Here is a 24,983-nt window from a genome sequence, read left to right as displayed (position 1 = left end):
TATAAATAGAGAAAATACTGAATTTTAGTCTTCTTCTTTTGTTATAATCAAAGTAGCTTTTGAACCTTCAGAAAGTAACCATTTGGTGGCATAGATAATTTCTCCTTTGTCATCATAGACGTTTACCTGAGCGGTATTAGGCGCATACGCACCAACATTAAGTGCTTCAAAATCTATACGATTGAATCCTTTTTTTAAATCAACGTTTACCCCTTTAAAAGAGCTTGTTAAAAGAATATTAGTGTCAACCACGTCACCATTCACATAAATTTTTACACGGTCCCCATCAACGTTTTCGTGATCACGACACATAATACCAACGAATTTTCCGTTGTTTTTAACGTCGCCCAAGTACATGTCCGCAAAGTGTTGTTTAGAACCTTCTTCAGGTTGTCTTGGCCCTACTTTAGGATCAATTTTCATACCGGCACCTGCCTGAACAAGTTCGCGGTCATCAATCATTTTTACAGGATTACGCTTAGCAATATCAAAATCTACCTGAGGTTGATCTTCTACTACAGACGGAATGTTTAAAGAAGTACCTTGATCAGGCTCAGCATTATCATCAATCTTATTCGCCGTTTCTATTTTCAACTCTTTCTTTTGAGGAATATCAGTCTGTGCCATCCCCGAAAAGGAAAACAGCATCATAGCGAACAACAGTACCGAATAGTTTTTGGTCATCGAATAAAAAATCAGGATAAAGATAACAAATACCCTGCCATGGGGACTTAAGGCAATGTTAAAACGATAAATTACCAAAAATCGTATCGGCAATCAATCTATGACCGTTCTTATTTGGATGAACTGGATCCTTATCATAGCACTCCTTTTGATTTTTAAAAAGAGGTTTGCGAATGTTTATCTCGGCATTCGCATAAGGATGCTGCATTTCTAAAATGATATCCGTAAACTTTTCCAATACTTCCTTATCATATTTTGGATACGGATTTTTATAGCTATACGAAGCAGTGTTCTGATTTTCCAAATGCCGCTCGGCCAATGGCGGTGGCGTTAATAAAATGGTCTTAATATCTCTCTGACGCATTTTTTCAAGGAACGAATAGACCCCTATTTTAAAGCTTCTAAATAATTCCTCTGAAGGTTTTCCATAAATTCCGTCATTGATACCGTAGCAGAAAAGTGCCACATCTATTGGGTTTTTGTCAAGAATTTCATCTAGGCGCTCAAAAAGGTAAGGCCTTGGGCCAGGATGGTCTTCTTCTGTGAGTCCACTTACGGTTTCACTACTTTTACCAAAGTTGATAAACTTAATATTGAGTTCCGGTTTTTCTTTATTGAACTTCTCTTGTAGCATTTCAACATAGCCATTATAACCTGAGTAGGTGATGCTATCTCCAAAACAACCTACTACTTGATTTTTCTTTAATTCGAATTTGGAATGGTCAAAACACCCTATTAAACTAGTACCTACTGCGGCAAGAGCCGTTCGGTTTATGAATTGTCTTCTCTTCATCATCGTGCAACAATCTATAATTTATATGAAAATATCTAAAACAAGAACGCCAATAAGGCCCATAACACCAACGGTAGTTTCCATTACTGTCCATGTTTTTAAAGTATCCTTTACCGATAGATTAAAATATTCTTTATAAAGCCAGAACCCACTATCGTTAACATGTGACAGCATTAAACTTCCAGAACCAATGGCCAAAACCATTAGCTCCGGGCTAACATCTGTATTAGCAATTAAAGGCAACACTATACCGGCGGCCGTAAGACCCGCAACCGTTGCTGAACCTACACACACCCTAATGACTGTAGCAATAAGCCAAGCCAATATTAAAGGGGAAACCGTAGAACCTTTAAGCATATCACCAATATAGTCACTTACACCGCTATCTATAAGCACTTGTTTTAAAGCACCGGCTCCTGCTATAATAAGAAGTACCATGGTAATACCCGAAACTGCACTCGCTACGGAGTCCATTACATCTTTCATTTTTTTGCCCCTTGCCAATCCTAATGTATAAATAGCCACTAAAACCGATATAAGCATAGCCATTACAGGATTCCCTAAAATATCGGTTGCTTTTCTAATCGGGTTTTCTTCGGGAAGTACCAATGCAATTACAGAGGCTAGAGCAATGAGAATAACCGGTAGTAAGGCCGTAAGAATACTAGTAGCCGTACTTGGCATTTCATCATCTGTCAAAATTCTCGGGTTTAAAAATTCTTTTAAAGGTGTTGCTTCTACATTTTTAATGGAACGTGCCAAAAGAGGACCCGCAACAATTATGGCAGGGATAGCCACAAGAATACCATACAATAACGTTTTCCCTATATCAGCATTAAAAATAACAGCGATACCTGTAGGGGCCGGATGCGGAGGAAGGTACCCATGCGTTACCGAAAGGGATGCCAACATGGGTAGACCCACATAAATTAATGGAAGCCTAGTAGCTGCAGCCACGGTGAATACCAACGGAATTAAAATAACAAAACCTACCGTATAGAACATAGGTATACCCACAATGAAACCAGTAAGAACTACGGCCCATTGAATATATTTCTTCCCGAATTTCTCTATCATTTGCGTAGTAATACGCTGCGCCGCACCACTATCTGCTACGAGCTTTCCCAGCATTGCACCAAGTCCAAGAATTAGGATCAAATAACCTAAAGTATTACCTATTCCTGATTGTATGGACTTGGTAACGGTTTCAAAATCCATTCCTTCGGCAACACCTACCAATAGGGAGACGATGATAAAAGCAATGAAAGCATTAAGTTTGAAGCGGGCTATTAAAATAAAAAGAATGAAAATTCCGGCAATAACAATGGCAAGTGGCATGGGCTAGATTGGTGTTGAGACTTCTAAGATACTAAAATTGATGACAATTAAAAGTTATGAAGAAACCTTCTAAAAAGTCATTTTTAAAATGATGAATGAAGCTATCTTTCTGAATAACTTTCAGACAATTGCTTTAAGACCGTTACGGCTTTTTCCGCATTTTTATGGTCTATAAAAATATGATCGTGGTAATACGCGGCAACCACATTACAACTAATATTGTTTTTTGCCAGCTCTGAAGAAAATAGGGCCGTGAGTCCTACTCCTTCTAAAGAAGAATGGATTTCTAAAGTTATCCAAGAAGCAACATATTCATACGGAAGACGTAAAGCATCAGCTTTTTGTTTTGCTATTATAACAGTTGTTCCCTCCTGCTCTTTGAACTCACAAAGGGTATCAGCTCTAGAAATTTGGTTTGCATCCGTTAAGGTTATAAATACATATTCGCCTTCATTCAATTTTGGGGTCATACCCTTTATCATTTCCGCTAAGTTCTTCTCTCCTGCCATTTTGCTATACTTTAAACCCCTATCTCTTTTTTAAATATTTTCTGTTAAAAATTTCACCTGAGGGTTGTCACACTTGGGTTATCTTCTTTAACAACCAAATTCTAAAACTACATTGGTTTAATTTCTTGGACAAGCTTGTTATAAGAAAATACAGTACAGATAAAAGCCAAAAAAAAAGAGAAGACTCACTAGAATCTTCCCTTTTTAAATTATAATTTCAGTTTAATTTCGAGCTAAATTAAAATTGGGCTTTGTATTATTATTCAGAGGTATTGTAAACTTAAAATCACTACCCTTATCCAAAGTGCTTTCTGCCCAAATTTCTCCGCCAAGTTTTTCTACAAACTCTTTACAGAGCACTAACCCAAAACCAGAGCCTTTTTCACTTGCCGTACCAACACGGGCCATATTGGTGTTTACACAAAACAATTTATCGCAGATATCCGGACTCATACCCACTCCATTATCGGAAACAGTTACTTCTAAATGGGTTTCATTCTGTGTTGTTAAAACATTAATACTTCCTCCTGGCTTAGTAAACTTAATAGAGTTTGAGACAAGATTACGGATTATTGTTTTTATTATTTTATGATCAGAACATACCTGAATAGTATCGCTTTCTACATAGTTCAGTTCTATATTTTTAGTTCTCGCAATTGCTTTTGACAGTTCTAACGTCTGGCTAACTACCTTGTTAACATCTACTTTTTCCGATTTAAAATCTAGTTGTCCTGTTTGAGATTTTGACCAGTTCAAAAGGTTGTCCAGTAAAGTCAGGGTGTTTTGGGTTGTTTTATTAATCAATTCCAAATATTCCTCAGATTGTCCTACATCATTCCTTTTAACCGAATCACCCAACAAATCTGACAATAAAGTAATATTATTGAAAGGGCTTCTTAAATCATGTGCAATTATAGACAGTAATCTGTCTTTAGTCGCAAGCACTTCTTTTAATTGAGTCTCACTTTCGTGTAAATTTTCCTCTGCTTTTTTCTGATCTGTGATATCCCGTACCACACAAATCAGAAATTTATCCCCATTTTCATCAATAAAACGTGATTTTCGAGTTGATAAAATATGTGTTTCACCTCCTCTTACTGTCATCTCTTCCTCATTGATGTTTTCTATACCATCTGCCAAGACTTGCCAATCAATCTTAAGAAAAGATTCTCGTTCTTCTGGTGTAACTTCTTCCGCAAGAGTTTTACCTATCATTTCCTCACGTGGAAGCCCCATCATTTTACAAAAAGCATCGTTAACCAATACCATTTTGCTTTCTGCATCTTTTACAAAAACAGAATCACCCATGTTGTTAAGAACAGTTTGAGTGTAAAAATTGTCTTTATCTAAATGATTATTCGGGCTAGTTGGTAGGCTCATTTTAGGTTTTATGGTTAAAAAATAAAATTGGGGACAAGGCCATTAATTACTACTATGAAGAATAGCTCTGGGTCTATTGCTTCTATTTCTGTGAGGGTGCAGAAATCTGATATTCAACAAAAAACAGTCCTTAAATTTAACCTTTATTTCCGAAAAACAGAGGTAATTGCTGACAATTTAACCAGAAGAACTTCTGGATTTTAACAAGACATGGGGACCGCTCCAAAATAAGAGACTAATTTATTTCTATATTAATGAAGCAAAGAAGAAAAAAATTCACATAGAATATAACTTAAAGCACATGTTTTTCAAAGAGGCTATCCAATTCTTCCTGAGGGTCAAAACAGAGACCCGGATGCGGTTTTGAGCTTTGTATAATTGTACTTCTAGACGCTGTAAGCCAACGGAACCTTGATGGCAAATCTAGCTTTCCAATAGCTCCACTTTTTGGTTCACCTGTACAAACCAACTCCCAAGCTTTTAGATACGCTTCAATAGCTTCAGCATCTATTTCAGGCGAGAATGCTTTTATCCGTGTCTTATCAATCATAAATCTCATGCGCAGATATTTTTTCCTTTTAGAGAATACGATAGCACCTACGTTTATAAACTCTTCTCGCTCAACCTTCGGTACAAGCCTAATAATGGCAAATTCATAAGTAACTCTATCTTGCATCCTGAGCTTCTTTAACCAATACCTCTAGTTTTGCCAACCGGGTATTCAAAAATTCTTTATAAGCTGAACGCATCTCTTTTGGGGATAATGGCTCTGATTCACTTAAAAGCCAATCTTCGGGTATTTTAGATACTATTTCTGCAATAATAGTTTCGTCTATTTGCGCTCTTATTTCTGCTGCTGCCTTTGGCAACTCAGTAGCACGTTCCAAAAGCACATGGTCTTTAATAGCCGGAAAAGTTCTTTCTAAATGCGTTTGCCAAGTTTCCCAATTATGGTGGAAATAAAAACTAGACCCATGATCAATTAGCCAAAGTTCTTTATGCCAATTGAGAAGGTTGGTATTCTTTGCTGTACGATCTATATTACTTATCATACTATCTAGAAGCACTACTTTTGAAGCCGTAAAAGGGTCTGCAATAGAAACCAACGGGTCATAAACAATTGATCCCGACAGAAAATGCAAGCCAAGATTGAGACCAACACTAAATTTCAGTAAATCTTGAATTTCTTCGTCAGGTTCCGTCTTACTAAAACTATCGTCTAAATTCATAAAAACGATTTCAGGCACCTGAAGACCCATAGCCCGTGCAAGTTCGGCACCTATAAGTTCTGCAATCAAAGCTTTCTTACCTTGGCCTGCCCCTCTAAACTTTATAACATACAGAAATTCATCATCCGCTTTTACGAGACCCGGAAGGGAACCTCCTTCTCGTAAAGGCTTTATGTACTGAACCACATCTACAGTTCTAATTTCAATTGCATTCATGATTGCTAAGGTAGTGAAAGTTGTATTTTACTATCAAGTACTTTTTTAGAGTTATTCATCAAGTAATTTTACAATGCAAAAAGCCCCTTTTTAATAGGCTTTTATTATTATATATTGAAAACTAACTACTTTTTAATCTCCCTCAAAAAACTTCTCATTTTTGGGATAATCTTATCCGCATCCTCCTCTAAGGCAAAATGACCGGTATCATAAATATTGTAATCAATATTTTTTACGTCTTTTTTGAAGGCTATGGCACCACTTTCAGGAAAGAAAGCATCGTTCTTTCCCCAAACAATTAATAGCGGAGGTTGATTATCCCTCAAATATTGTTGCCATTTTGGATACAATTTTATGTTATTCCGATAGTCATAGAATAAATTTAAATTCATAGCATGGGCATTGGGGCGAGACATTCGTAAATAATCCAAATTCCAAGTATCGGGATTTACATTTTCCGGGTTTCTCGTTCCATGTGTATATTGCCACTTTAGGCCATCCAAAGAAAAAGCATGCAATAGAGCCTCTTCTGTCTGCTTATTTCTATTCGCCCACATAGATTTGGTTTCCTTCCAAGCCGCTCCCAATCCTTCTTCATAGGCATTACCATTTTGATTAATAATGGCTGTAATCCTTTCCGGATGAGCTGTTGCGATTCTAAATCCTACAGGAGCTCCGTAATCTTGAATCATTAATGCATAAGAGGTGATTTTCTTTTTTTCTAGAAAAGCATCTATTGTTGCTGCCAGATTATCAAAAGTGTATTCGTATTCACTTGCATCAGAAAAATCACTATTACCAAATCCTGGATAATCTGGTGCTACTAAATGAAACTCGTCCGATAATTGATTTAATACCTTTCTATATTGATGGGAAGAAGTTGGAAAACCGTGGAGCAAAACTATAGTCTGGTTTTGAGGATCACCTGCTTCTCTGTATGCAATGTTTACTCCGTTAACCTCAAGGGTTCGATACTTAATAGTTGTCATATTTTCATTTGATATTTCTATATCAGGTGATGTTGCTCCAAATGTGAATAGAGGGACAATGGTCAAAGCGTATAAAATTAAATTTTTCATAGTTTTAATATTAGTAATCATTAATTACCTAATGTTCGGTAAAATTGATTGGTAAATTTTTTTATTTGTTTAAATATCTTAATTCAATATCCTTTAATGTTTGATCAAATATGCTCAAATCATTTAATCCTTTAGTCACAACAAGACTTCCTTGGATTTCCAATAAAGTTTTTATCGCATATTGCTGCGCTAATGTATCTGACAATCCTAAAGCTTTACCTAAACTTTTGAAAGCCTCTACCCATTCTATCATTCCACTTTCAATTTGCTTTCCGAACAATTCTAAACCAGAGCCTAATGAGAAAGCCCTCAGAATACATGCGTCCTTCCCTCCAGTATATATGTACCTAATGTTATCCAATCCGTTAGCTAATCTTTGAACAGGAGAAATACTTTCGTCCCGCAAAGAACTAAAAACCTTTTTCTCCGCCCTTTTACCAAGATGATTCATAACAGCCACGGCCATACCTTGCTTTCCATCTGGAAAGCGATGATACAGACTAGCCTTTTTTAAACCAGTTTTTTCTGCGAGGTCAGAAAGACTTGCTCCGTCATAACCCTTAGACCTAAAAACGTCAACTAGGTTTGCTACAATATCTTTATCTAATACTTTCTGTGGTCTCATAGAACAAATGTAATAATTATTTATTAATTACCAAACGTTCGGTAAATTACTTTTATTCTTTCAACTGTAATTAATTCCTGTTATCATGCATCATGATATAGTTCCATTCCCCTTTCCAATGTGACATTTTTGGGCATAAAAAAAGCTGAGAATATGTCTCAGCTTTTTTCTTTTTAACTCTGTACTCGAGGCGGGAATCGAACCCGCACTCCAAAGGAACTGGATTTTGAATCCAGCGCGTCTACCAGTTCCGCCACTCGAGCATTAAATCGGACTGCAAAAGTAAAATTTTTTTTGTTCCAAACACAAAAAATAACAACATTTATCCTTTAGCAACACAAATAAATTTCTAAATTTGCACCTCGCTAACAAAACGACTTGTCAATAAACTAATTAACAATACGTTACCCATGGCTTACCAAGTTCCCGAACCTAAAATTTTCGCCTGTACCCAGAGTACTGAGTTGGCAAAAAAAATTGCCAAGTTTTACGGTGCCGAATTAGGCAACGTACTCTTCTCTAGATACAGTGATGGTGAATTCCAACCATCGTTCGAAGAATCGGTACGAGGAGCTCGTATTTTCATTATAGGTTCTACGAACCCAAGTTCAGAACATTTAATGGAAATGTTATTAATGCTAGATGCAGCCAAACGGGCGTCTGCAAGACATATAACGGCCGTAATGCCTTATTTTGGTTGGGCTAGACAAGATAGAAAAGACAAACCTAGAGTACCAATTGCAGCTAAGTTAATTGCAAAAATGCTTGAAGCAGCTGGTGCAACAAGAATAATTACAATGGATTTGCATGCAGATCAGATACAGGGTTTTTTCGAAAAACCTGTTGATCATTTGTTCGCATCTACCATGTTTTTGCCTTATCTAAAGAAATTAAATTTAGATAATCTTACCATTGCATCACCAGATATGGGTGGTTCTAAAAGAGCCTATGCCTATTCAAAAGCATTGGGCTGTGATGTGGTTATCTGTTACAAACAACGGGCAAAGGCAAACATAATATCGCATATGGAGCTAATTGGCGATGTACAGGGTAAAAATGTGGTTTTAGTAGATGACATGGTAGATACCGCTGGAACATTGACAAAAGCTGCCGATTTAATGATGGAAAGAGGTGCCTTGAGTGTAAGGGCTATTACAACACACGCCCTTTTATCCGGTGACGCTTATGAGAAAATAGAGAAATCACAATTGATGGAATTAATCGTTACAGATTCTATTCCTTCCAAGAGAGATTCAAACAAAGTAAAAGTATTGAGCTGTGCGGAGCTTTTTGCAGACGTAATGCACAGAGTACATCATAATACTTCTATTGCATCAAAATTTTTAATGTAGCCGCTTAAACAGGCTACCCCAGTTAAGAGTATTAATTTTTTAAATCATATAATGAAGTCAATTAAAATTAAAGGATCAGAAAGAGAAAGCGTGGGCAAAAAGGCAACTAAAGCTCTACGTAATGCTGGACAGGTTCCTTGCGTGGTATACGGAGGGGAGAAACCATTACACTTTTCAGCAGAAGAGTTAGCGTTCAGAGATTTAGTTTACACCCCAGCCGCACACACCGTAGAGGTTGACTTAGGTCATGGTAAGGTAAGAGCGATTATGCAAGACATTCAGTTTCACCCAGTGACTGATAAAATTTTGCACATCGATTTCTATCAACTTTTTGATGACAAAGAAGTTACCATGAACATTCCAGTTCGTTTAGAAGGTAACGCTCCTGGTGTTAGAGCTGGTGGTCGTTTACTTTTCAGAAAGAGAAAACTTGCCATTAAAGCACTTCCAGACAATTTGCCAGATTATTTTGATGTTGATATATCGAAATTAAAAATTGGTGATAACATTACTGTTGAGTCTTTATTGAAAGATGAATTTTCCATCTTACACCCTGATACAACCGTTGTTGTTCAAGTTAAAACTCAGCGTACAGCAGTGGCCGTTGATGAAGACGAAGATGGCGAAGGAGAAGAAGGAGCAGAAGGTGCAGAAGCAGCAGTTGCTGAAGGCGAAGCAAGCCAAGAATAAATTTCAGTTGAAGTTTTATAAAAAGCGCCCTAATTTAGGGCGCTTTTGTATTTTTACAACTCAAAATTGCAGTATGCATTTATTTTAGAATATAATCGTGCGAAAGAATACAAACATTCTAAAAACAACGCATTATGTTTCAATTTCTAAAATCAATTTTCAACAAGAACAAAAGTGTTCTAGAAGAAACCAATAACATGAAAAAATACCTGATCATTGGTCTAGGAAATATAGGTAATGAGTATTCAGAAACTCGTCATAATATTGGGTTTAAAGTTTTAGACGCCCTTGCGAAAGCATTGGATTTTTCTTTTGAGACCGTAAAATTAGGTGACATAGGTGTTTTCAAAATAAAAGGACGAAGTGTACTTTGTTTAAAACCGTCTACTTACATGAACCTCAGCGGCAAGGCATTAAAGTATTGGATGGATAAAGAGAATATCCCTTTGGAAAACGTTCTAGTAATTACAGATGATATTAACTTGGAGTTTGGGTCACTGCGTTTGAAAACAAAAGGAAGCAATGGAGGCCATAATGGCCTTAAAGACATTCAGAACGTTCTACAGACCACAAACTACAACCGCCTTAGATTTGGTGTAGGAGCAGATTTTGGCAAAGGAAGACAGGTTGAATATGTGTTAGGTGAATGGAGTGAAACAGAAAGAGATGCGCTAAAAGAACGTTTCGAGAAAACCACTGAACTGGTTCAATCTTTTGTTTTGGCCGGTGTTGCGCGAACCATGAATCAATTTAACGGGTCTTAAATTCTGAAACCGTACTGGTAGAGATATTTCCTTCCTCATCAGTAGTTACTACTTTCCAAAAGTAAACTTCATCAGTAGCCACTTCTACTATTAACTCGCTCACCCCTGCATCTGTAGTTTTCAATAATGTTGTAGGCGGATTTTCATTAGAAAGGTATATTCCATAACTTTCTATATCATTATCTAAATCTTTACCGACCCACGTTAAACTTATTTCGTTATTTACATCTCTAAAAGCCGTAGAACCCTGTACCGGAAAAGTTAATTCTGCGGGAAAAGGCACATGACTAATTTCGGATCCCGGATTGTAGAACAACCAAGAATCACTACTAACAGATGCTGTTGTTTCTGAATTCTCGGACACTACTACCCATGAAAATGGTGTACCCTTGGTCAATGACAGCGTTTCTACAGTGCCAGATGTATTTCTGTATTGAACCGTTCCTGTATTCAAATTGGTAACTTGTAACTCATAAACTTCGGTATGATCGGCAGCATTCCAATTGAACCGAACAATGCTACTATTATCTCCATCACTTTGTACCGGTGTACATTCAGAATTTTTAGCCGGAGCCACCAAACTTACCTTTCCTGGCGTATTTGACGAGTCTTTTTTACAACCCGAAAAGAGCACCAAACCCAATACTATAAAAGTTAGTATTCTCATCGTTTTATCACTTTAACCGTTCCTTCAATGGTTTCTCCTTTAACTTTCACAATATAAATACCTGATTGTAATGACGTGAAATCTAAATCTATTCCCCCGCCTCTAGGTGTGCCCTCTTCCGTTTTCACCAAGGCTCCACTTATAGTAAAGATATCAATTCTTACTTTTTCAGTAGATGTCCCTAACACAACTCTTGTATACGTATCAAATGGGTTAGGAAACACTATTGGATCACTGCCCACAAAGAAACTATCTTCATGAACACCCTGACATGAAAGCCCGGTAGATACACGTAATGTATTACCTCCCGATTGAAGGTCTAATGTTATCTCTGACTTATCCGTCAATACGGTTTTTCCATTTAGTTCTACTGTATACGCGTCTGCTCCTTCCATAGAAAGAATAATCTGCTTTCCATCTGCAGAAATAGAAGAGGTAACGCCCAGAGGATCAGGCTGAGATACGATTACTTGCGCACAGAATTCTTCATAATCAGCCTCAGCGCCAGAAGCGTTTACACACAGGGTATATACACCAGAGGTTAAACTTGAAAGAGAGAAAACATTGGTAAATGTATTGGTAACATCAGTATTATTCCCTGTGATAGAGATTGTATAATCCAAAGGCAGCAAAGTACTTATGGTTATTATGCCGTCATCATTGTTCCTACAAGATTCACTCTGTACAGTAATTTCAAAATTATCAGCAGCAAAGCGGTACACCTCACAACCAGATGAATCTACTTCGGCACCCTCAGGAGTATTCAAACAAAGGTCATCTCCATCATCAAAAACACCATCATTATCAACATCTGGCCTAAATTCGCCTTCTACACAAATATCCAAAGAGAATTCGTTGATAACACCACCATCTCTAGCGGCGTTATCAATAACTGTTAAGGTCCATTCTCCCAATACAGATTCTCCGTTAAAAGAACTTAGTGAACCAAGCGGCTTTACAGTTCCACTTATTGCAGTGTTAGCTGTAGCACCACACATAAAGTTAGGGGCATCATCGTCAAAAGTTGCATCTATATTCTCAAGATCTCCACATGAACTGGAAATTAACGGAACTACCGTATTATTGGGCGATGTAAGAGTTATTACTAAATCTTCTAGATATTCATGGTCAATATTTAATTTCACATTAATACCGTCTACTTTCAAATCTTCAAAGAAGGTTATTTTTGAAGTTACCGTAGTTCTCTCTGCGGCACTAATTTCCAAAGGAAGGTCTCTCGCACGCTTATTAGTACAGTCTACTTGGATTGTACTAAACTTACGGATAATACTGAATTCTCCTTCTCCACAAACATTTATAGGTTTCACACGCCAGTAATAGTCGGTCTGGTTACCCAGTTCAGTAGGCACATAACTATTTGTTGTAACAGTAGCTAATTCCACTAAGTTGGCAAAAGCATCATCAGTAGCAATATGTACTTCATATGAAGTATAAGAAATATCATCTTCCCATTGTAAAAGCTCCGTTGTTGCAGCATCAACTAAATTATCTGCTGGTGCTAACAACTCAACCGCAGGGAAATCTGTATCATATATTTTTAAGTCTATAGTAATCTCCTTTGAAACACTTGGCGAAACTGCCATAACATTTAATGAATAAGCACCTTCTATAACATTTTCCGTATTCTCCAGCAACATATCTATTCTTGTTCCATCCACAGATACGGTATCTGGCATAAAAGTAATTCCTAAATTTTCCGGTGCATCTGTCACTGTAAAAACAACCTCTTCGTCAAAATCTAAATACGCTTCGTAAATAAAAGGAATAATAAGATCATCAAAATGACATGCTTCATATTCTAGCTCTGAAAAATTCATCACAAACTGTGAAGCTTCAATACTAAAATCTGTTGAATTTACAGCATAATAGACATTATCGGATGCCTTGACCATAATGCGAGCCTTCTCAGCGGCAACTCCTGGAACCACAACTTTATGAGACCCGTCATTGTCTACTCCCGAAGCTAAGGGAACCGTAAAAGTCACACCTCCATCAACAGAAAGTATAATTTCCACATTTTTAGTTGCAATAGGCAATATATCCGTTCCTGCAACATCCCAATCTATTTGCATTATTTCACCGGCCACATAAGTTTCTGCAACCGCTTGTGAGGTAACCTGAAAAGGACCTGCACTATTAACAACGGCAATATTCGTTAGTTCCGACACTACTTGTCCTCCTCCCGGTGCATTGTCCCTTACGGAGAATGCAAAATTCATATCTCTCTCAACATCTGACACTGTTTCCCAAGCAGAACCTCTAGTAGGAAAGGTCTGGGTTAAATTACCTATAACCACTTGTGAGAGCATTGGAAAATATCTTATAGGAGCTAAACTTGGTAGTCTAGACCTGAAATTTGCTCCGCTAGCATTATTGGGGCCAAAAGAGGCTTGGGTAACAACACCATTATCTATCTGCTCCCATGTATAGGTAAGAACATCCCCTACATCAGGGTCGGTAGCAATACCTTCTAATACAAAAGCAGTAGATTTTGGAATGACGTAATCTTCTAAATCAGTAACTACTGGTGGATTATTTGTAATACCTACTACCTCTCCACAAGTTTTAGTCTCTAGATTTTCTATAATTTGTTTTATACTGATGTAATGAAAATAATCATCTCCTCTAGCAGCCACATCATTTACGTCTGTTATACCTGCGTAACCCATAATAGTAGAACCGCTACCAGGTTCTACCTGAACTAAGGTTCCCTCAAACTCGTAAGACCAAGTATGGTTTGCCCCCAATTGATGCCCCATTTCGTGAGCTACAAAATCTAAATCGAATTTATCTCCCTTTGGAACTTGACTTGAAGAATACGCACTTCCTTTTCTATTGGTCACACAGACAGCACCTATAAAACCGGCATTACCGCCGTTTTCACCTTTATGAAAAACATGCCCAATATCGTAATTTGTTTCTCCTATCTCACTAGTGAGTGTAGCTTGGGCCTGGCCGCCTAACAAACTCAAACTTACCGTGGTTTGATTGGGATCAGAACTTTTATAAGGGTCTGTAGCAGCATTGGTATAAATAATTTTATCCGTGTCAGCAACAAGTTCAAGACGAACAGCTAAATCTGTTTCAAAAACCTCATTAATTCTGGTTATAGTGGCGTTGATCGCTGCCAATGCATCTACAACCGTACCTCCATGATATTCAGTATATTCAGCAGTAGCAGAAACTGCTAATCTATATTTCCGGAGTACACGCCCGTCAAGAGGTTTGGCCGTTAGGTTAGCCCCAGCAGATAATACCTTTTCTTGAGTGCTACAGATAAAATCTTCTTCATCTGCGGCCTTAGCACTTCTAGAGTATACAATATATTTATCGTCATCTACCTTTTCTATAAAGCTACTTTCATCTTTATTGGCGGACACAATCATGGCCTGCACATCTTTCTGAGAAATACTGAATCTTATACGATTCTCTCTATTATTTACGGCTTGACCAGAAAAAGATTTTATTTCAGGGTATTTTTTTGAAAGAGCTTCAGACAAAACAGGCGTTTCTTTCACGCTATATGCAACCATTTTTCCGCTTGAATTTGGAAAATAGACAATTCTTGAAGTACTTTTAGAGATAGTTGAAGATTTTAAATCTTCCTTAAAACGTTTCTCCTGTAAGGCAAAAACTTTTCCACCTTCTGCACTCAATTCCTGCGAAACTCTCTTGTAAGAAGATTTATTCATGGAAGAGCTTTCCCAGTATTCACTCTGTGCCGAGGCGTAAAAGGAAAGAAATGCTATGGTAATTGAAAAAACAAGACGTAATTTTGTAACCATCAAGGGGGTTTAGAAACAAAATCAAATATAAGTCTTTTTATTATTTTTAACAGGTGGTAACAGTCCAAAGCATTTCCAAATACGATAAACGGCATCCGACTGCCATTACCATAGGCACTTTTGATGGTGTTCACATAGGTCATCGCAAAATACTGGAGCGTTTGATTAATAATGCCACTTCTCTAAATCTTAAATCTACTGTATTGACCTTTTTTCCGCATCCGCGTATGGTTTTACAAAAAGATGCGGACATAAAACTGCTAAGTACCATTGAAGAAAAGACGAAAATTCTAGAAGGTTTAGGATTGGATCAATTAATCATTCATCCTTTTACGCAAGAATTTTCTCGACTTTCAGCCACTGAATTCGTTAGAGACAACTTAGTGAACCAGTTGCAAACAAAAAAAATAATCATTGGTTATGACCATCGTTTTGGCAGAAACCGAAATGCCAACATTACAGATTTAAGAGCCTTTGGTAGCACCTTTAATTTTGAAGTCGAAGAAATATCGGCTCAAGAAATAAATGAAGTATCAGTCAGTTCTACCAAAATCCGTAAAGCCCTTCAAGAAGGTGATATTGCCACTGCAAATGCTTACCTCGGTTACAATTACATGCTTACGGGCACTATTCAAAAAGGAAAAGGCCTGGGCAGACAAATTGGTTTTCCTACAGCAAACCTATATATTGCAGAGTCGTATAAGTTAATACCTAAAAATGGTGTTTACGTTGTAAAAAGCGAGCTCTCAGGAAGTACTATTTACGGCATGATGAATATTGGCTATAACCCTACCGTTGCCGGAAAAGAAAAGACCATTGAAATCAACTTTTTTGATTTTAACCAAGACCTTTACGGTCAGAAACTACAGATAGATATTTTACATCGTATACGCGACGAGCATAAATTTGAATCTGTGGAGGCACTAAAAAAACAGTTAGAAAAAGACAAACAAACCTCGCTCGCTCTAATCTCAGAATAAATGCTGAATCGTTTTTTATTTTCGAAAATCGATAATTCACAACTGATTATTTTCCGTATTTTTTTTGGCATCCTTGTTTCCCTAGAATGCTATGGCGCCATTTTAACAGGATGGGTCAGAAGAACACTCATTGAACCTAAGTTTACTTTCAATTTTATTGGTTTTGACTGGCTTCAGCCATTACCTGGATTTGGTATGTACTATTATTTCTTTGTAATGGGCACACTAGGTATCCTAATAGCCCTTGGTTATAAATACCGCTTTGCTATAATTTCGTTCTCCTTAATGTGGACAGGTGTGTATCTGATGCAAAAAACATCGTACAACAATCATTATTATCTTTTAATACTTATTTCGCTCATTATGTGCTTTTTACCAGCACAAAAAAGCCACTCCTTAGATGTAAAGAACAATCCAACTATAAAGAGCGACAGCATGTTCGCTTATGTAAAATGGATTATAATTTTTCAACTCCTCATTGTCTATACCTACGCATCTATTGCTAAGCTCTATGGAGATTGGTTTGACTTAGGTATTATTCGCATTCTGATGCTCAGCAAAGCTGGCTACCCCATTATTGGAGGTCTTTTACAAGAACCGATTATTCATAGAATCATAGGTATTTCCGGCATTCTATTTGATTTATTGATTGTACCCGCTCTACTCTGGAAGCCCACTCGGAAAATTGCTTTTTTCGCATCAATATTTTTTCACTTATTCAACTCCATTATATTTCAAATTGGGATATTTCCTTATTTATCCTTGGCATTCACGGTATTCTTTTTTGAGCCCAAAACTATCCGTCATATCTTTTTTAAAAAGAAAAAACCCTTCCTTTTGCAAAATGTTGAAATTCCATCATATAAAAATATTTTATACATATTAGGAGGTATGTATTTTCTGATACAACTCACTTTACCTATCAGACATCATTTTATTAAAGATGATGTTCTATGGACGGAAGAAGGCCACAGACTTAGTTGGCGAATGATGTTACGTAGCCGTACGGGAAAGCTGAAATTTCAGGTAGTGAACACAGAAAATGGTGAAACGACTATAATCAAGACCAAAGAATACCTATCCAGAAAGCAACGAAGAAGAATAGCAGGTTACCCAGATTTTATTTGGCAATTCGCACAAAGGCTCAAAAAGGAATATGCTGAAAAAGGCCAGTATATAGAGGTATATGCAAAGAACTCTAAAGTTAGCATAAACGGAAAACCTTACCGCCCATTTATAGATCCAAAAGTAGATTTAGCCAGTGTAAAATGGAATTACTTTTGGCATAATGAATGGATATTCCCTTCCCCTACAGAAGAAAAAAACCCTTAGAATTTTATTGGCCGTTCGCAAAGTTGTAATGGCATTCCCCATGGATCACGAAGCATGACCAAATGCGTGCCGTCTTCTCTTTTCACCTCTTCCACAAACGTGGCCCCTTCTGTCATAAGTCTTTGTTTATCGGCCTCCGCATCATCAGAAACAAAAGCTATATGAAAAGTTGCAGGCTGGCGTTCCTTAAAATTACTTAAAGGCTCTTCCTCTTTTTGATATAACTCCATTATTACCCTATCTGTAGAATCTGCCAAAAAAGTCATGAAAGGCGCCTTTTCTTTGGCAACTACTACTTTAAGACCCAAATGGGTCACAAACCAGTCCACTCTTTTCTTTATATCCGCAACGTTCAGTGCAAAATGTTCAAAAACCATAAAATAATAAGATTATAACAGTAGTAAATGTATTGGTTTTTAATCATTAGTTTAAATTTGCAGACTAAATTTAAGAGTAATGTTACAGCTACAGGTCGTTCGAGACAAAAAAGACGACATCATAAACGCACTAAAAAAGCGAAATATAGATGCCGCACCCTTAATTAATGAAGTATTGGAATTGGATGAAAAAAGACGTTCAACTCAAACTTCCTTGGACGAAATCTTAGCGGAAAGCAATAAGCTTTCCAAAGAAATAGGAATGCTCTATAAAAGTGGAAAAGCTCAAGAAGCCAATGTGCTAAAGGAGAAAACGGGAACTTTAAAGGAAGATTCAAAAAAGCTGGGTGAAGAACTCAACACTATTTCCGAAGACCTTCAAAAAATCCTTTACCAGATACCTAACGTACCGCACGAATCAGTACCTGCAGGTAGTACTGATGAGGATAATGAAGAGATATTTAAAGAAGGTGAAATTCCTACTTTAATTACAGATGCCCTTCCTCACTGGGAATTGGCAAAAAAATATGACATCATAGATTTTGAATTAGGTGTAAAAATTGCCGGTGCGGGTTTTCCTGTTTACAAAGGAAAAGGTGCTCGTTTGCAACGCGCTCTAATTTCTTATTTTTTGGATAAAAATACAGAAGCCGGTTATACAGAAATGCAAGTTCCGCATTTGGTAAACGAAGCATCTGGTTTTGGAACAGGACAATTGCCGGACAAAGAAGGACAGATGTATCACGTAGGCGAAGATGATTTATATCTTATTCCTACGGCAGAAGTACCTGTAACCAACATTTTTCGTGACACCATAGTAGCTGAAAGTGATTTTCCTATTCGCTACACAGCTTACACACCTTGTTTTAGAAGGGAGGCTGGCAGCTACGGAGCTCATGTACGTGGCCTAAACCGTTTGCACCAGTTTGATAAAGTTGAAATAGTACGCGTAGAAAATCCTGCTAATTCATATAAAGCTTTAGACGGCATGGTAGAACATGTAAAAAATATCCTTAGAGAGCTAAAACTGCCTTACCGCATCCTTAGACTTTGTGGAGGCGACTTAGGTTTTACCGCTGCAATCACTTTTGATTTTGAAGTGTTTTCTACGGCACAAGACCGATGGTTGGAAATTAGTTCTGTATCAAATTTTGAAACATACCAAGCCAACAGATTAAAACTCCGCTACAAAGATGAAAACGGAAAGAGTCAATTGGCACACACGCTAAACGGAAGCTCTTTGGCTTTACCACGAGTTTTAGCAGGCATCTTAGAAAATTACCAAACTGCCGATGGTATTGAGATTCCCGAGGTATTGAGACCTTATTGTGGATTTGACCGCATAGATTAAACACAAGCTCAAGAAAATAAAATCGGCCGGAAGCAGAAATGCTCTGGCCGATTTACAATTTACATCTCTCCTTCACCTACTTCTTCTCCTGAAGCATATACCACATAGCTTTTATTGGTAGTATTGAATGTTACGCGAATTGGTTTTTCATTTCTAACCAAATCTAAAAAATCACTATACCTATCTATAGGCTGATTACCCACTCCTGTTTTTATACCTTCATTATAAGTGTTCTCAGCAAGGGTTCCATCCCTAAAAATCAGATATAACCTATATCCATCTGCACAATACAAATTAATTCTACCCGAATTGTCTCCATTCGGATAAAGAAACGCCGCATAGCGCTCACAGTTTTTTATAAACGTTGCCATCTTTATATGTATTTAAATTAAACAATTAAAAATCTGATTATAAATGTATTACACGTAAATCAAGACTAAATATGATATTGTACGAACGGTTTACAATTCTGTATAAAATGAAACAAATGTGTTCTGAAGTCCATTTATCCCCAAATTATAGTCCCCTTAACAGATTCTTTTCCGGAGCTGCCGTAAATTTGTTAAATTTCAAGTATGAAGGTTTTCCTTAATATCGCCATTCTTCTGATTACATTTTCTACTGTGGCCCAGGACGACTTCTTGGCAAAACAGTACTTCAACGACGGTGATTTTGAAAAAGCTGTAGTTTATTATGAAAAATTAGTAGATAAAAATCCACGTAGAACAGATTATACAGAAGCCCTTACGGCTACTTATCAGCAATTGGAGCGTTATACGGATGCAGAAAATTTACTGTTAGAAAAAATTAAGGACACCAATGTTTACCCTACGCTTCTCATAGAAATGGGGTATAATTACAGGTTACAGAACCAACTGGAAAAAGCGCAAGAATATTACCAAAAAGCAATTTCTCAAATTGAAAAAAACCCCAATTATGGCTATGGTATTGGTTCTCGTTTCCAAAACTATGCCCTGTTGGACGAAGCCTTAACAGCTTACACCAAAGCAATGGAACTGAATCCTCAACTGGATTTCAATTACCAAATGGCCCGCATTTATGGTGAGCAAGGTAATATTGAGAAGATGTATGTTTCTTACTTGACACTCATTAGTGAAGGCAAAACATCAAAATCTAAAGTCCTCCGGAATATTGATGAGTTTATTACTGCCGATCCGGAGAACGATAATAATATCAAACTAAAAAAATTACTATTACAAAATGCACAAAAGAATCCTGAAATTCTTTGGAACGAGCTTCTAAGCTGGCTTTTTGTGCAACAGAAGCAATATGGTAGTGCCTTTAGACAAGAAAAGGCTATCTACAAGCGTGTTGAGGGAGCCAATACACAACGCTTGAACACTCTTGGAAATTTAGCCTTTGTTGAAAAAGAGACCGAAACCGCTCAAGATATTTATCAATATATAGCAGACAATAGTGGCGATGCCGTGACTAAGCTAAATGCTCAATTAAACCTAATAGATATTCAGCTTTTAGAACCTACGGAAAAAGACCTACAGGACGTACAAAAACAATTTGAAGAGCTGATTGATATACATGGATTCAGGTCACAAACATTACAATTGCAAGTGGCCTACTCCAATTTTTTAGCGTTCAAAAACGAAAATCCTGAAAAGGCTATTCAAATTCTAAAGCAAAGTTTAGAGCTTCCGTTAAATGAGCGCGGCAAAGCTTTTGTAAAATTGGCATTAGGAGATATCTTAGTCTATGACAAACGGTTTAATGAAGCACTCATCTATTTCTCGCAAATACAACAAAATCTAAAAAATGATGTCTTAGGGCAAAATGCACGGTATAAAGTGGCGCAGACCAGTTTCTACAAAGGTGATTTTGATTGGGCGCTCACACAGTTAAAAGTTTTACGTAGCTCAACCTCCCAGCTTATTGCCAATGATGCCATGCAATTAAGCTTGTTAATATCAGATAATTCATTGGAAGATTCTACCCAAACAGCACTAAAAAAATACGCCCGAGCAGATCTCTTGGCCTATCAAAATAAAACAAAAGAGGCCATAACAGAGCTTGATGATATTCTTCAAAATCACAAAGGCGAAAAAATAGAAGACGAAGCCCTTTTAAAACAAGGTCAGCTTTTTGAACTTACTAATGATTACGAAGCTGCAGAATACAACTATCAAAAAATAACCGAGTTTTATGCCAATGGAATATTGGCCGATGATGCTCATTTTGCACTTGCCGAGCTCTATAGAAACAAAATGATCCAGCCCGAAAAAGCCAAATCACATTACGAGAAAATAATTTACAACTATCAAGACAGTTATTATTTTCCACAAGCCCGAAAGAATTTTAGAATCTTACGAGGTGATGCCCTGAATTAATAAAGTTGAACCAAAAGACCAGCAACATGTATATATACAACATAACAACAAATATTGAAGAATCCGCTCATGATGAATGGTTAATATGGATGCGGGAAGTTCATATTCCAGACGTGCTTGCTACCGGAAAATTTTTGAATGCCAAAATGAGTAAAATCTTGATAGAAGAAGATATGGGCGGCGTAAGTTATTCGGTACAGTTCACAACATTAAGCAAAGAGGTTCTGGAAAGCTATTATACTGAAGACGCACCAAGGCTACGCGAAGAGGCACACAAACGGTTTCCGAACAAATTTGTCTCGTTCAGAACAGAAATGGAGATTGTAAGCGAGCATTAAGCAAGATGCACTACCTTTTTACCTACGGCACCCTTCAGAACATTTCTATACAAAAACAGGTTTTTGGACGTACGTTGGCGGGAATTCATGATGTTCTAAACGGATATCAAATTTCCTCAGAAAAAATAATGGGTAGATACCTCGTTATTGAAAAAACCAACAAAAAAGAAAGTAAAACTGAAGGCATTGTCTACGAACTGCACAAGAGTGAGTTAATAAAAGTAGATTTGTACGAAGGCAAAGCATACAAGAGAATAAAAGTCGGTTTAAAATCAGGTAAAAGTGCTTGGGTTTATGTAAAGGCTTAAAAGAAATATATGGTCGAGAAAAAGAAAAAAAGTTACGGAAATAAATTTGCAAGACCTTGGAAAGAGGATAGCCCCGTAAAAGCCAAAAAACATTTAGGACAGCACTTTTTAAAGGATGAGGAAATTGCCGAAAAAATTGCGAACACCCTTTCTTTGGACGGTTATAGAAATGTAGTAGAAATAGGCCCTGGTACCGGTGTGCTTACAAAATATCTACTTAAACAAGATATGAAGCTCGTAGCTATGGATCTTGATACGGACTCCATAGTTTACCTCAACAACAATTTTCCGTTAGAACACGTAGAAGTAATGTCTGGCAAAAGTACCCTTCAAGTAATAGAAGGAGATTTTTTAAAGTATGACATATCCACTCTTTTTGGTGATGAACAATTTGCTATAACCGGCAATTTCCCATACAACATATCTACCCAAATCGTTTTTAAAATGTTGGAAATCAAGGAACAAGTGCCCGAGTTTTCAGGTATGTTTCAAATGGAAGTCGCAAAGCGTATTTGCGAAGGAGAAGGAAATAAAACGTACGGTATTTTATCTGTATTGGTACAAGCCTATTATGACGCAGAATATTTATTTACGGTGTCTCCCGAAGTATTTGATCCACCACCAAAAGTACAATCCGGTGTGCTGCGTTTGGTCCGTAAAAAAGACTTCACACTAGACTGCGATGAAAAACTGCTCTTTAGAGTTGTAAAAGCCGCTTTCAACCAGCGCAGAAAGACCATCCGCAACAGCTTAAAAACATTTGACCTTTCACCGGAACTTAGAGAAGATATCATATTTAATAAACGTCCTGAACAACTCAGCGTAGCTGATTTTATTGAATTGACTAAAAAAATAGCCTCAGATTTGAGCTAGAAATTTCTACTAAAACCCCTTTAACAGCATATATTTAAAATTTTTACCGTCCAGTAAAGTGGATTTCATGGATAAAGCGTACTAAGAAATCGTAAAGAGCATAAAGCTTTAAGCCTTTTTCTTTAGCTTTGCCGCAGTTTCGTCATAACCGTTTTATATGATAGCATAAAATGACACCGTTTAAACTCACAGATGAACTTCTAGCTGAAATAGAGCAGCTTATTGAATCCCGAGGGGATACCAATTTGGTAAGCCTTTTGGAAGATATTCATTATGCTGATATTGCTGATATCATTGATGAGCTAAACGAAGACGAAGCCACCTATCTCATTAAACTTCTTGAAAGTGATAAAACTTCGGACGTTCTTACGGAGCTAGATGAAGATGTACGTGAATCTATTTTAAGCAATCTATCGGCCAAAGAGATTGCGGAAGAACTAGACGAATTAGATACGGATGATGCCGCAGATATTATTGGAGAGCTTCCCAATGAGATTATCCAAGAGGTTATTTCTGAAATTGAAGACCGTGATCACGCCAAACATATTGTAGACCTTTTACGATATGACGAGAATTCTGCCGGTGGTCTTATGGCAAAGGAATTAGTAAAGGTTAGAGAAAACTGGGACGTACTTAAATGCGTAAAAGAAATGCGCGCTCAGGCAGAAAATGTTACTAGAGTACATTCCATTTACGTAGTAGATGATAATGACAAATTAAAAGGCCGTCTGTCTTTAAAAGATTTATTGACAACCTCTACACGCACCCATATTAGTGAAGTTTATATACCAAAAGTTGATTATGTAAACGTCAACGAAAAACCTGAGGAAGTAGCTAAAATCATGTCAAAATATGATTTGGAAGCTATTCCCGTTGTTGATGAAATAGGCCGTTTGGTTGGCCGTATTACTATTGATGATATTGTAGACGTTATTCGTGAGGAAGCGGAGAAAGATTATCAAATGGCCGCCGGTATCTCACAAGATGTTGAAGCAGATGATAGCATCTGGGACCTTACCCGAGCACGCCTTCCATGGCTATTTTTAGGCCTAGTAGGTGGTATTGGGGCAGCTGGTATCATGGGCGGTTTTGAAGAAATGATAAAGCAACACGCCGTATTGTTTTTCTTTACCCCATTAATTGCGGCTATGGCAGGTAACGTAGGCGTACAATCTAGCGCCATTGTAGTGCAAGGTCTGGCTAACGATGACCTAAAAGGCAGTGTAACCAACCGTTTGATGAAAGAATTACTGTTAGCACTTCTTAACGGCACCATCTTGGCTACCATTCTATTACTTTTTACTTGGCTCTGGAAAGGTGACTTTCTTACATCATTATCTATCTGTTTGTCCTTAATTGCTGTTATTTTAGTAGCCGGTTTTATTGGTACTTTTATCCCCCTGTTTTTACATAAGAGAGGAATTGATCCTGCTATAGCCACTGGCCCTTTTATTACGACCAGCAATGATATTTTTGGCATTCTTATCTACTTCTCTATCGCTAAAATGGTATTGGGCATCTAAAAATTGATATCTTTCAGCTCACAAATTTTGAACTGATGAAAGCTATCAATCTGGCACAGAAGCACACTCTTTTTAGTAAACAATGGCATCCACATCAGATTGCAGTTGTAGATGATATGCAAGTTCTTCTAGCTAAAATTGAGGGCGAATTTATATGGCATGCACACGAAAATGAAGATGAGCTTTTTCAAGTACTAAAAGGTGTGCTGTATATGAAATTTCGAGACCGTACAGAAGTTGTTAATGAAGGTGAAATTATTGTTGTTCCAAAGGGAGTTGAGCACTGCCCTTCAACAAAAGAAGGAGAAGAAGTCCTTGTTTTACTGTTCGAAAAACTGAATACAGCTCATACCGGAAATATAGAACATGAGATTACACAGAACAATTACCCGAAAATCTAAATTTATAT

The 24,983-nt window shown here is 37.2% G+C and carries 25 protein-coding genes and 1 tRNA gene; 12 read left to right on the top strand and 14 right to left on the bottom strand.

Going from position 1 to position 24,983, the window contains the following annotated elements; genetic code table 11:
* Positions 1 to 24 precede the first annotated feature (24 nt).
* The 10 genes from IWB64_RS07915 to IWB64_RS07870 form a co-directional block, all read right to left on the bottom strand.
* Entirely contained in the window at positions 25 to 684 is a 660-nt protein-coding gene (locus IWB64_RS07915) for a hypothetical protein (RefSeq protein WP_194533499.1), read from the bottom strand.
* 58 nt (positions 685 to 742) lie between these two features.
* Positions 743 to 1,480 (bottom strand): GDSL-type esterase/lipase family protein, encoded by a 738-nt coding sequence (locus IWB64_RS07910; RefSeq protein WP_194533498.1) that lies wholly within the window; start codon positions 1,478 to 1,480, stop codon positions 743 to 745.
* Between the two features lie 18 nt (positions 1,481 to 1,498).
* Complete coding sequence (locus IWB64_RS07905) at positions 1,499 to 2,815, bottom strand: gluconate:H+ symporter (RefSeq protein ID WP_194533497.1); 1,317 nt, start codon at positions 2,813 to 2,815, stop codon at positions 1,499 to 1,501.
* A gap of 101 nt (positions 2,816 to 2,916) precedes the next feature.
* Positions 2,917 to 3,324 carry an ACT domain-containing protein gene (locus tag IWB64_RS07900; RefSeq protein ID WP_194533496.1) on the bottom strand — a complete coding sequence of 136 codons (408 nt, stop codon included), beginning with the start codon at positions 3,322 to 3,324 and terminating at the stop codon, positions 2,917 to 2,919.
* Positions 3,325 to 3,546: 222 nt separating this feature from the next.
* A complete protein-coding gene (locus IWB64_RS07895) occupies positions 3,547 to 4,704 on the bottom strand; it encodes a PAS domain-containing sensor histidine kinase (protein ID WP_194533495.1) in 1,158 nt (385 codons plus the stop codon).
* A gap of 292 nt (positions 4,705 to 4,996) precedes the next feature.
* Entirely contained in the window at positions 4,997 to 5,380 is a 384-nt protein-coding gene (locus tag IWB64_RS07890) for a DUF3037 domain-containing protein (protein ID WP_194533494.1), read from the bottom strand.
* Positions 5,370 to 6,149, bottom strand: a complete 780-nt coding sequence (locus IWB64_RS07885; protein ID WP_194533493.1) for a HipA family kinase — start codon at positions 6,147 to 6,149, stop codon at positions 5,370 to 5,372. Before IWB64_RS07885 ends, IWB64_RS07890 begins: the two co-directional genes overlap by 11 nt.
* 125 nt (positions 6,150 to 6,274) lie before the next feature.
* Positions 6,275 to 7,228, bottom strand: a complete 954-nt coding sequence (locus IWB64_RS07880) for an alpha/beta fold hydrolase (RefSeq protein ID WP_194533492.1) — start codon at positions 7,226 to 7,228, stop codon at positions 6,275 to 6,277.
* A gap of 61 nt (positions 7,229 to 7,289) precedes the next feature.
* Positions 7,290 to 7,853: a TetR/AcrR family transcriptional regulator gene (locus tag IWB64_RS07875; RefSeq protein WP_194533491.1), complete on the bottom strand. Its 564-nt coding sequence runs from the start codon at positions 7,851 to 7,853 to the stop codon at positions 7,290 to 7,292.
* Between the two features lie 182 nt (positions 7,854 to 8,035).
* Positions 8,036 to 8,116 (bottom strand) — tRNA-Leu (locus IWB64_RS07870).
* Positions 8,117 to 8,263: 147 nt separating this feature from the next.
* On the opposite strand from IWB64_RS07870, the gene IWB64_RS07865 reads away from it, so the two are divergent.
* The 3 genes from IWB64_RS07865 (at position 8,264) to pth (ending at position 10,659) form a co-directional block, all read left to right on the top strand.
* Positions 8,264 to 9,205: a ribose-phosphate pyrophosphokinase gene (locus tag IWB64_RS07865; protein WP_194533490.1), complete on the top strand. Its 942-nt coding sequence runs from the start codon at positions 8,264 to 8,266 to the stop codon at positions 9,203 to 9,205.
* Positions 9,206 to 9,256: 51 nt separating this feature from the next.
* Positions 9,257 to 9,895, top strand: coding sequence for a 50S ribosomal protein L25/general stress protein Ctc (locus tag IWB64_RS07860; protein WP_194533489.1), 639 nt, complete (start codon positions 9,257 to 9,259; stop codon positions 9,893 to 9,895).
* 134 nt (positions 9,896 to 10,029) lie between these two features.
* A complete protein-coding gene (gene pth, locus IWB64_RS07855; RefSeq protein WP_194533488.1) occupies positions 10,030 to 10,659 on the top strand; it encodes an aminoacyl-tRNA hydrolase in 630 nt (209 codons plus the stop codon).
* Here the strand turns inward: pth and IWB64_RS07850 are convergent.
* Together IWB64_RS07850 and IWB64_RS07845 are read right to left on the bottom strand one after the other, a co-directional pair.
* A complete protein-coding gene (locus tag IWB64_RS07850; RefSeq protein WP_194533487.1) occupies positions 10,646 to 11,326 on the bottom strand; it encodes a hypothetical protein in 681 nt (226 codons plus the stop codon). The genes pth and IWB64_RS07850 overlap by 14 nt on opposite strands.
* The gene (locus IWB64_RS07845; RefSeq protein WP_194533486.1) at positions 11,323 to 15,132 is read right to left on the bottom strand and encodes a reprolysin-like metallopeptidase; all 3,810 of its coding nucleotides are present in this window, start codon (positions 15,130 to 15,132) and stop codon (positions 11,323 to 11,325) included. The genes IWB64_RS07850 and IWB64_RS07845 overlap by 4 nt, the downstream gene beginning before the upstream one ends.
* A 53-nt stretch (positions 15,133 to 15,185) precedes the next feature.
* On the opposite strand from IWB64_RS07845, the gene IWB64_RS07840 reads away from it, so the two are divergent.
* Both IWB64_RS07840 and IWB64_RS07835 read left to right on the top strand, forming a co-directional pair.
* On the top strand, positions 15,186 to 16,112 hold the full coding sequence (locus tag IWB64_RS07840) for a bifunctional riboflavin kinase/FAD synthetase (protein WP_194533485.1): 927 nt from the start codon (positions 15,186 to 15,188) through the stop codon (positions 16,110 to 16,112).
* Positions 16,113 to 17,444 (top strand): HTTM domain-containing protein, encoded by a 1,332-nt coding sequence (locus IWB64_RS07835; RefSeq protein WP_194533484.1) that lies wholly within the window; start codon positions 16,113 to 16,115, stop codon positions 17,442 to 17,444.
* On the opposite strand, the gene IWB64_RS07830 is transcribed toward IWB64_RS07835, so the two are convergent.
* Positions 17,441 to 17,821 carry a VOC family protein gene (locus IWB64_RS07830; protein ID WP_194533483.1) on the bottom strand — a complete coding sequence of 127 codons (381 nt, stop codon included), beginning with the start codon at positions 17,819 to 17,821 and terminating at the stop codon, positions 17,441 to 17,443. The two genes, IWB64_RS07835 and IWB64_RS07830, sit on opposite strands and share 4 nt — an antisense overlap.
* A 79-nt stretch (positions 17,822 to 17,900) precedes the next feature.
* Between IWB64_RS07830 and serS the strand changes: the two genes are divergently transcribed.
* Entirely contained in the window at positions 17,901 to 19,172 is a 1,272-nt protein-coding gene (serS, locus tag IWB64_RS07825) for a serine--tRNA ligase (RefSeq protein WP_194533482.1), read from the top strand.
* Positions 19,173 to 19,231: 59 nt separating this feature from the next.
* Here the strand turns inward: serS and IWB64_RS07820 are convergent, their stop codons facing one another.
* Positions 19,232 to 19,543: a hypothetical protein gene (locus IWB64_RS07820; RefSeq protein WP_194533481.1), complete on the bottom strand. Its 312-nt coding sequence runs from the start codon at positions 19,541 to 19,543 to the stop codon at positions 19,232 to 19,234.
* Positions 19,544 to 19,747: 204 nt separating this feature from the next.
* Between IWB64_RS07820 and IWB64_RS07815 the strand changes: the two genes are divergently transcribed.
* The 6 genes from IWB64_RS07815 (at position 19,748) to IWB64_RS07790 (ending at position 24,975) form a co-directional block, all read left to right on the top strand.
* Positions 19,748 to 21,532 carry a tetratricopeptide repeat protein gene (locus IWB64_RS07815; protein ID WP_194533480.1) on the top strand — a complete coding sequence of 595 codons (1,785 nt, stop codon included), beginning with the start codon at positions 19,748 to 19,750 and terminating at the stop codon, positions 21,530 to 21,532.
* A gap of 26 nt (positions 21,533 to 21,558) precedes the next feature.
* On the top strand, positions 21,559 to 21,870 hold the full coding sequence (locus IWB64_RS07810) for a DUF4286 family protein (protein ID WP_194533479.1): 312 nt from the start codon (positions 21,559 to 21,561) through the stop codon (positions 21,868 to 21,870).
* 5 nt (positions 21,871 to 21,875) lie between these two features.
* Entirely contained in the window at positions 21,876 to 22,178 is a 303-nt protein-coding gene (locus IWB64_RS07805; protein WP_194533478.1) for a gamma-glutamylcyclotransferase family protein, read from the top strand.
* A 9-nt stretch (positions 22,179 to 22,187) separates the two neighbouring features.
* Positions 22,188 to 23,051 (top strand): 16S rRNA (adenine(1518)-N(6)/adenine(1519)-N(6))-dimethyltransferase RsmA, encoded by an 864-nt coding sequence (rsmA, locus tag IWB64_RS07800; RefSeq protein ID WP_194533477.1) that lies wholly within the window; start codon positions 22,188 to 22,190, stop codon positions 23,049 to 23,051.
* A gap of 170 nt (positions 23,052 to 23,221) precedes the next feature.
* Positions 23,222 to 24,574 carry a magnesium transporter gene (gene mgtE, locus IWB64_RS07795; protein ID WP_194533476.1) on the top strand — a complete coding sequence of 451 codons (1,353 nt, stop codon included), beginning with the start codon at positions 23,222 to 23,224 and terminating at the stop codon, positions 24,572 to 24,574.
* Positions 24,575 to 24,609: 35 nt separating this feature from the next.
* A complete protein-coding gene (locus IWB64_RS07790; protein ID WP_194533475.1) occupies positions 24,610 to 24,975 on the top strand; it encodes a cupin domain-containing protein in 366 nt (121 codons plus the stop codon).
* The last annotated feature ends 8 nt before the right edge of the window (positions 24,976 to 24,983 follow it).

This window comes from Zobellia nedashkovskayae, from assembly GCF_015330125.1.
GTDB classification, from domain to species: Bacteria; Bacteroidota; Bacteroidia; order Flavobacteriales; family Flavobacteriaceae; genus Zobellia; species Zobellia nedashkovskayae.
The sequence above is the reverse complement of the archived record's forward strand: the minus strand, read 5'-3'. Positions and strand labels throughout refer to the sequence as shown.

What these genes read in the sequence shown, in the direction of transcription:
- IWB64_RS07915 (WP_194533499.1), bottom strand. Translation starts at nt 684, where the DNA reads ATGACCAAAAACTATTCGGTACTGTTGTTCGCTATGATGCTGTTTTCC.
- IWB64_RS07910 (WP_194533498.1), bottom strand. Translation starts at nt 1,480, where the DNA reads ATGATGAAGAGAAGACAATTCATAAACCGAACGGCTCTTGCCGCAGTA.
- IWB64_RS07905 (WP_194533497.1), bottom strand. Translation starts at nt 2,815, where the DNA reads ATGCCACTTGCCATTGTTATTGCCGGAATTTTCATTCTTTTTATTTTA.
- IWB64_RS07900 (WP_194533496.1), bottom strand. Translation starts at nt 3,324, where the DNA reads ATGGCAGGAGAGAAGAACTTAGCGGAAATGATAAAGGGTATGACCCCA.
- IWB64_RS07895 (WP_194533495.1), bottom strand. Translation starts at nt 4,704, where the DNA reads ATGAGCCTACCAACTAGCCCGAATAATCATTTAGATAAAGACAATTTT.
- IWB64_RS07890 (WP_194533494.1), bottom strand. Translation starts at nt 5,380, where the DNA reads ATGCAAGATAGAGTTACTTATGAATTTGCCATTATTAGGCTTGTACCG.
- IWB64_RS07885 (WP_194533493.1), bottom strand. Translation starts at nt 6,149, where the DNA reads ATGAATGCAATTGAAATTAGAACTGTAGATGTGGTTCAGTACATAAAG.
- IWB64_RS07880 (WP_194533492.1), bottom strand. Translation starts at nt 7,228, where the DNA reads ATGAAAAATTTAATTTTATACGCTTTGACCATTGTCCCTCTATTCACA.
- IWB64_RS07875 (WP_194533491.1), bottom strand. Translation starts at nt 7,853, where the DNA reads ATGAGACCACAGAAAGTATTAGATAAAGATATTGTAGCAAACCTAGTT.
- IWB64_RS07865 (WP_194533490.1), top strand. Translation starts at nt 8,264, where the DNA reads ATGGCTTACCAAGTTCCCGAACCTAAAATTTTCGCCTGTACCCAGAGT.
- IWB64_RS07860 (WP_194533489.1), top strand. Translation starts at nt 9,257, where the DNA reads ATGAAGTCAATTAAAATTAAAGGATCAGAAAGAGAAAGCGTGGGCAAA.
- pth (WP_194533488.1), top strand. Translation starts at nt 10,030, where the DNA reads ATGTTTCAATTTCTAAAATCAATTTTCAACAAGAACAAAAGTGTTCTA.
- IWB64_RS07850 (WP_194533487.1), bottom strand. Translation starts at nt 11,326, where the DNA reads ATGAGAATACTAACTTTTATAGTATTGGGTTTGGTGCTCTTTTCGGGT.
- IWB64_RS07845 (WP_194533486.1), bottom strand. Translation starts at nt 15,132, where the DNA reads ATGGTTACAAAATTACGTCTTGTTTTTTCAATTACCATAGCATTTCTT.
- IWB64_RS07835 (WP_194533484.1), top strand. Translation starts at nt 16,113, where the DNA reads ATGCTGAATCGTTTTTTATTTTCGAAAATCGATAATTCACAACTGATT.
- IWB64_RS07830 (WP_194533483.1), bottom strand. Translation starts at nt 17,821, where the DNA reads ATGGTTTTTGAACATTTTGCACTGAACGTTGCGGATATAAAGAAAAGA.
- serS (WP_194533482.1), top strand. Translation starts at nt 17,901, where the DNA reads ATGTTACAGCTACAGGTCGTTCGAGACAAAAAAGACGACATCATAAAC.
- IWB64_RS07820 (WP_194533481.1), bottom strand. Translation starts at nt 19,543, where the DNA reads ATGGCAACGTTTATAAAAAACTGTGAGCGCTATGCGGCGTTTCTTTAT.
- IWB64_RS07815 (WP_194533480.1), top strand. Translation starts at nt 19,748, where the DNA reads ATGAAGGTTTTCCTTAATATCGCCATTCTTCTGATTACATTTTCTACT.
- IWB64_RS07810 (WP_194533479.1), top strand. Translation starts at nt 21,559, where the DNA reads ATGTATATATACAACATAACAACAAATATTGAAGAATCCGCTCATGAT.
- IWB64_RS07805 (WP_194533478.1), top strand. Translation starts at nt 21,876, where the DNA reads ATGCACTACCTTTTTACCTACGGCACCCTTCAGAACATTTCTATACAA.
- rsmA (WP_194533477.1), top strand. Translation starts at nt 22,188, where the DNA reads ATGGTCGAGAAAAAGAAAAAAAGTTACGGAAATAAATTTGCAAGACCT.
- mgtE (WP_194533476.1), top strand. Translation starts at nt 23,222, where the DNA reads ATGACACCGTTTAAACTCACAGATGAACTTCTAGCTGAAATAGAGCAG.
- IWB64_RS07790 (WP_194533475.1), top strand. Translation starts at nt 24,610, where the DNA reads ATGAAAGCTATCAATCTGGCACAGAAGCACACTCTTTTTAGTAAACAA.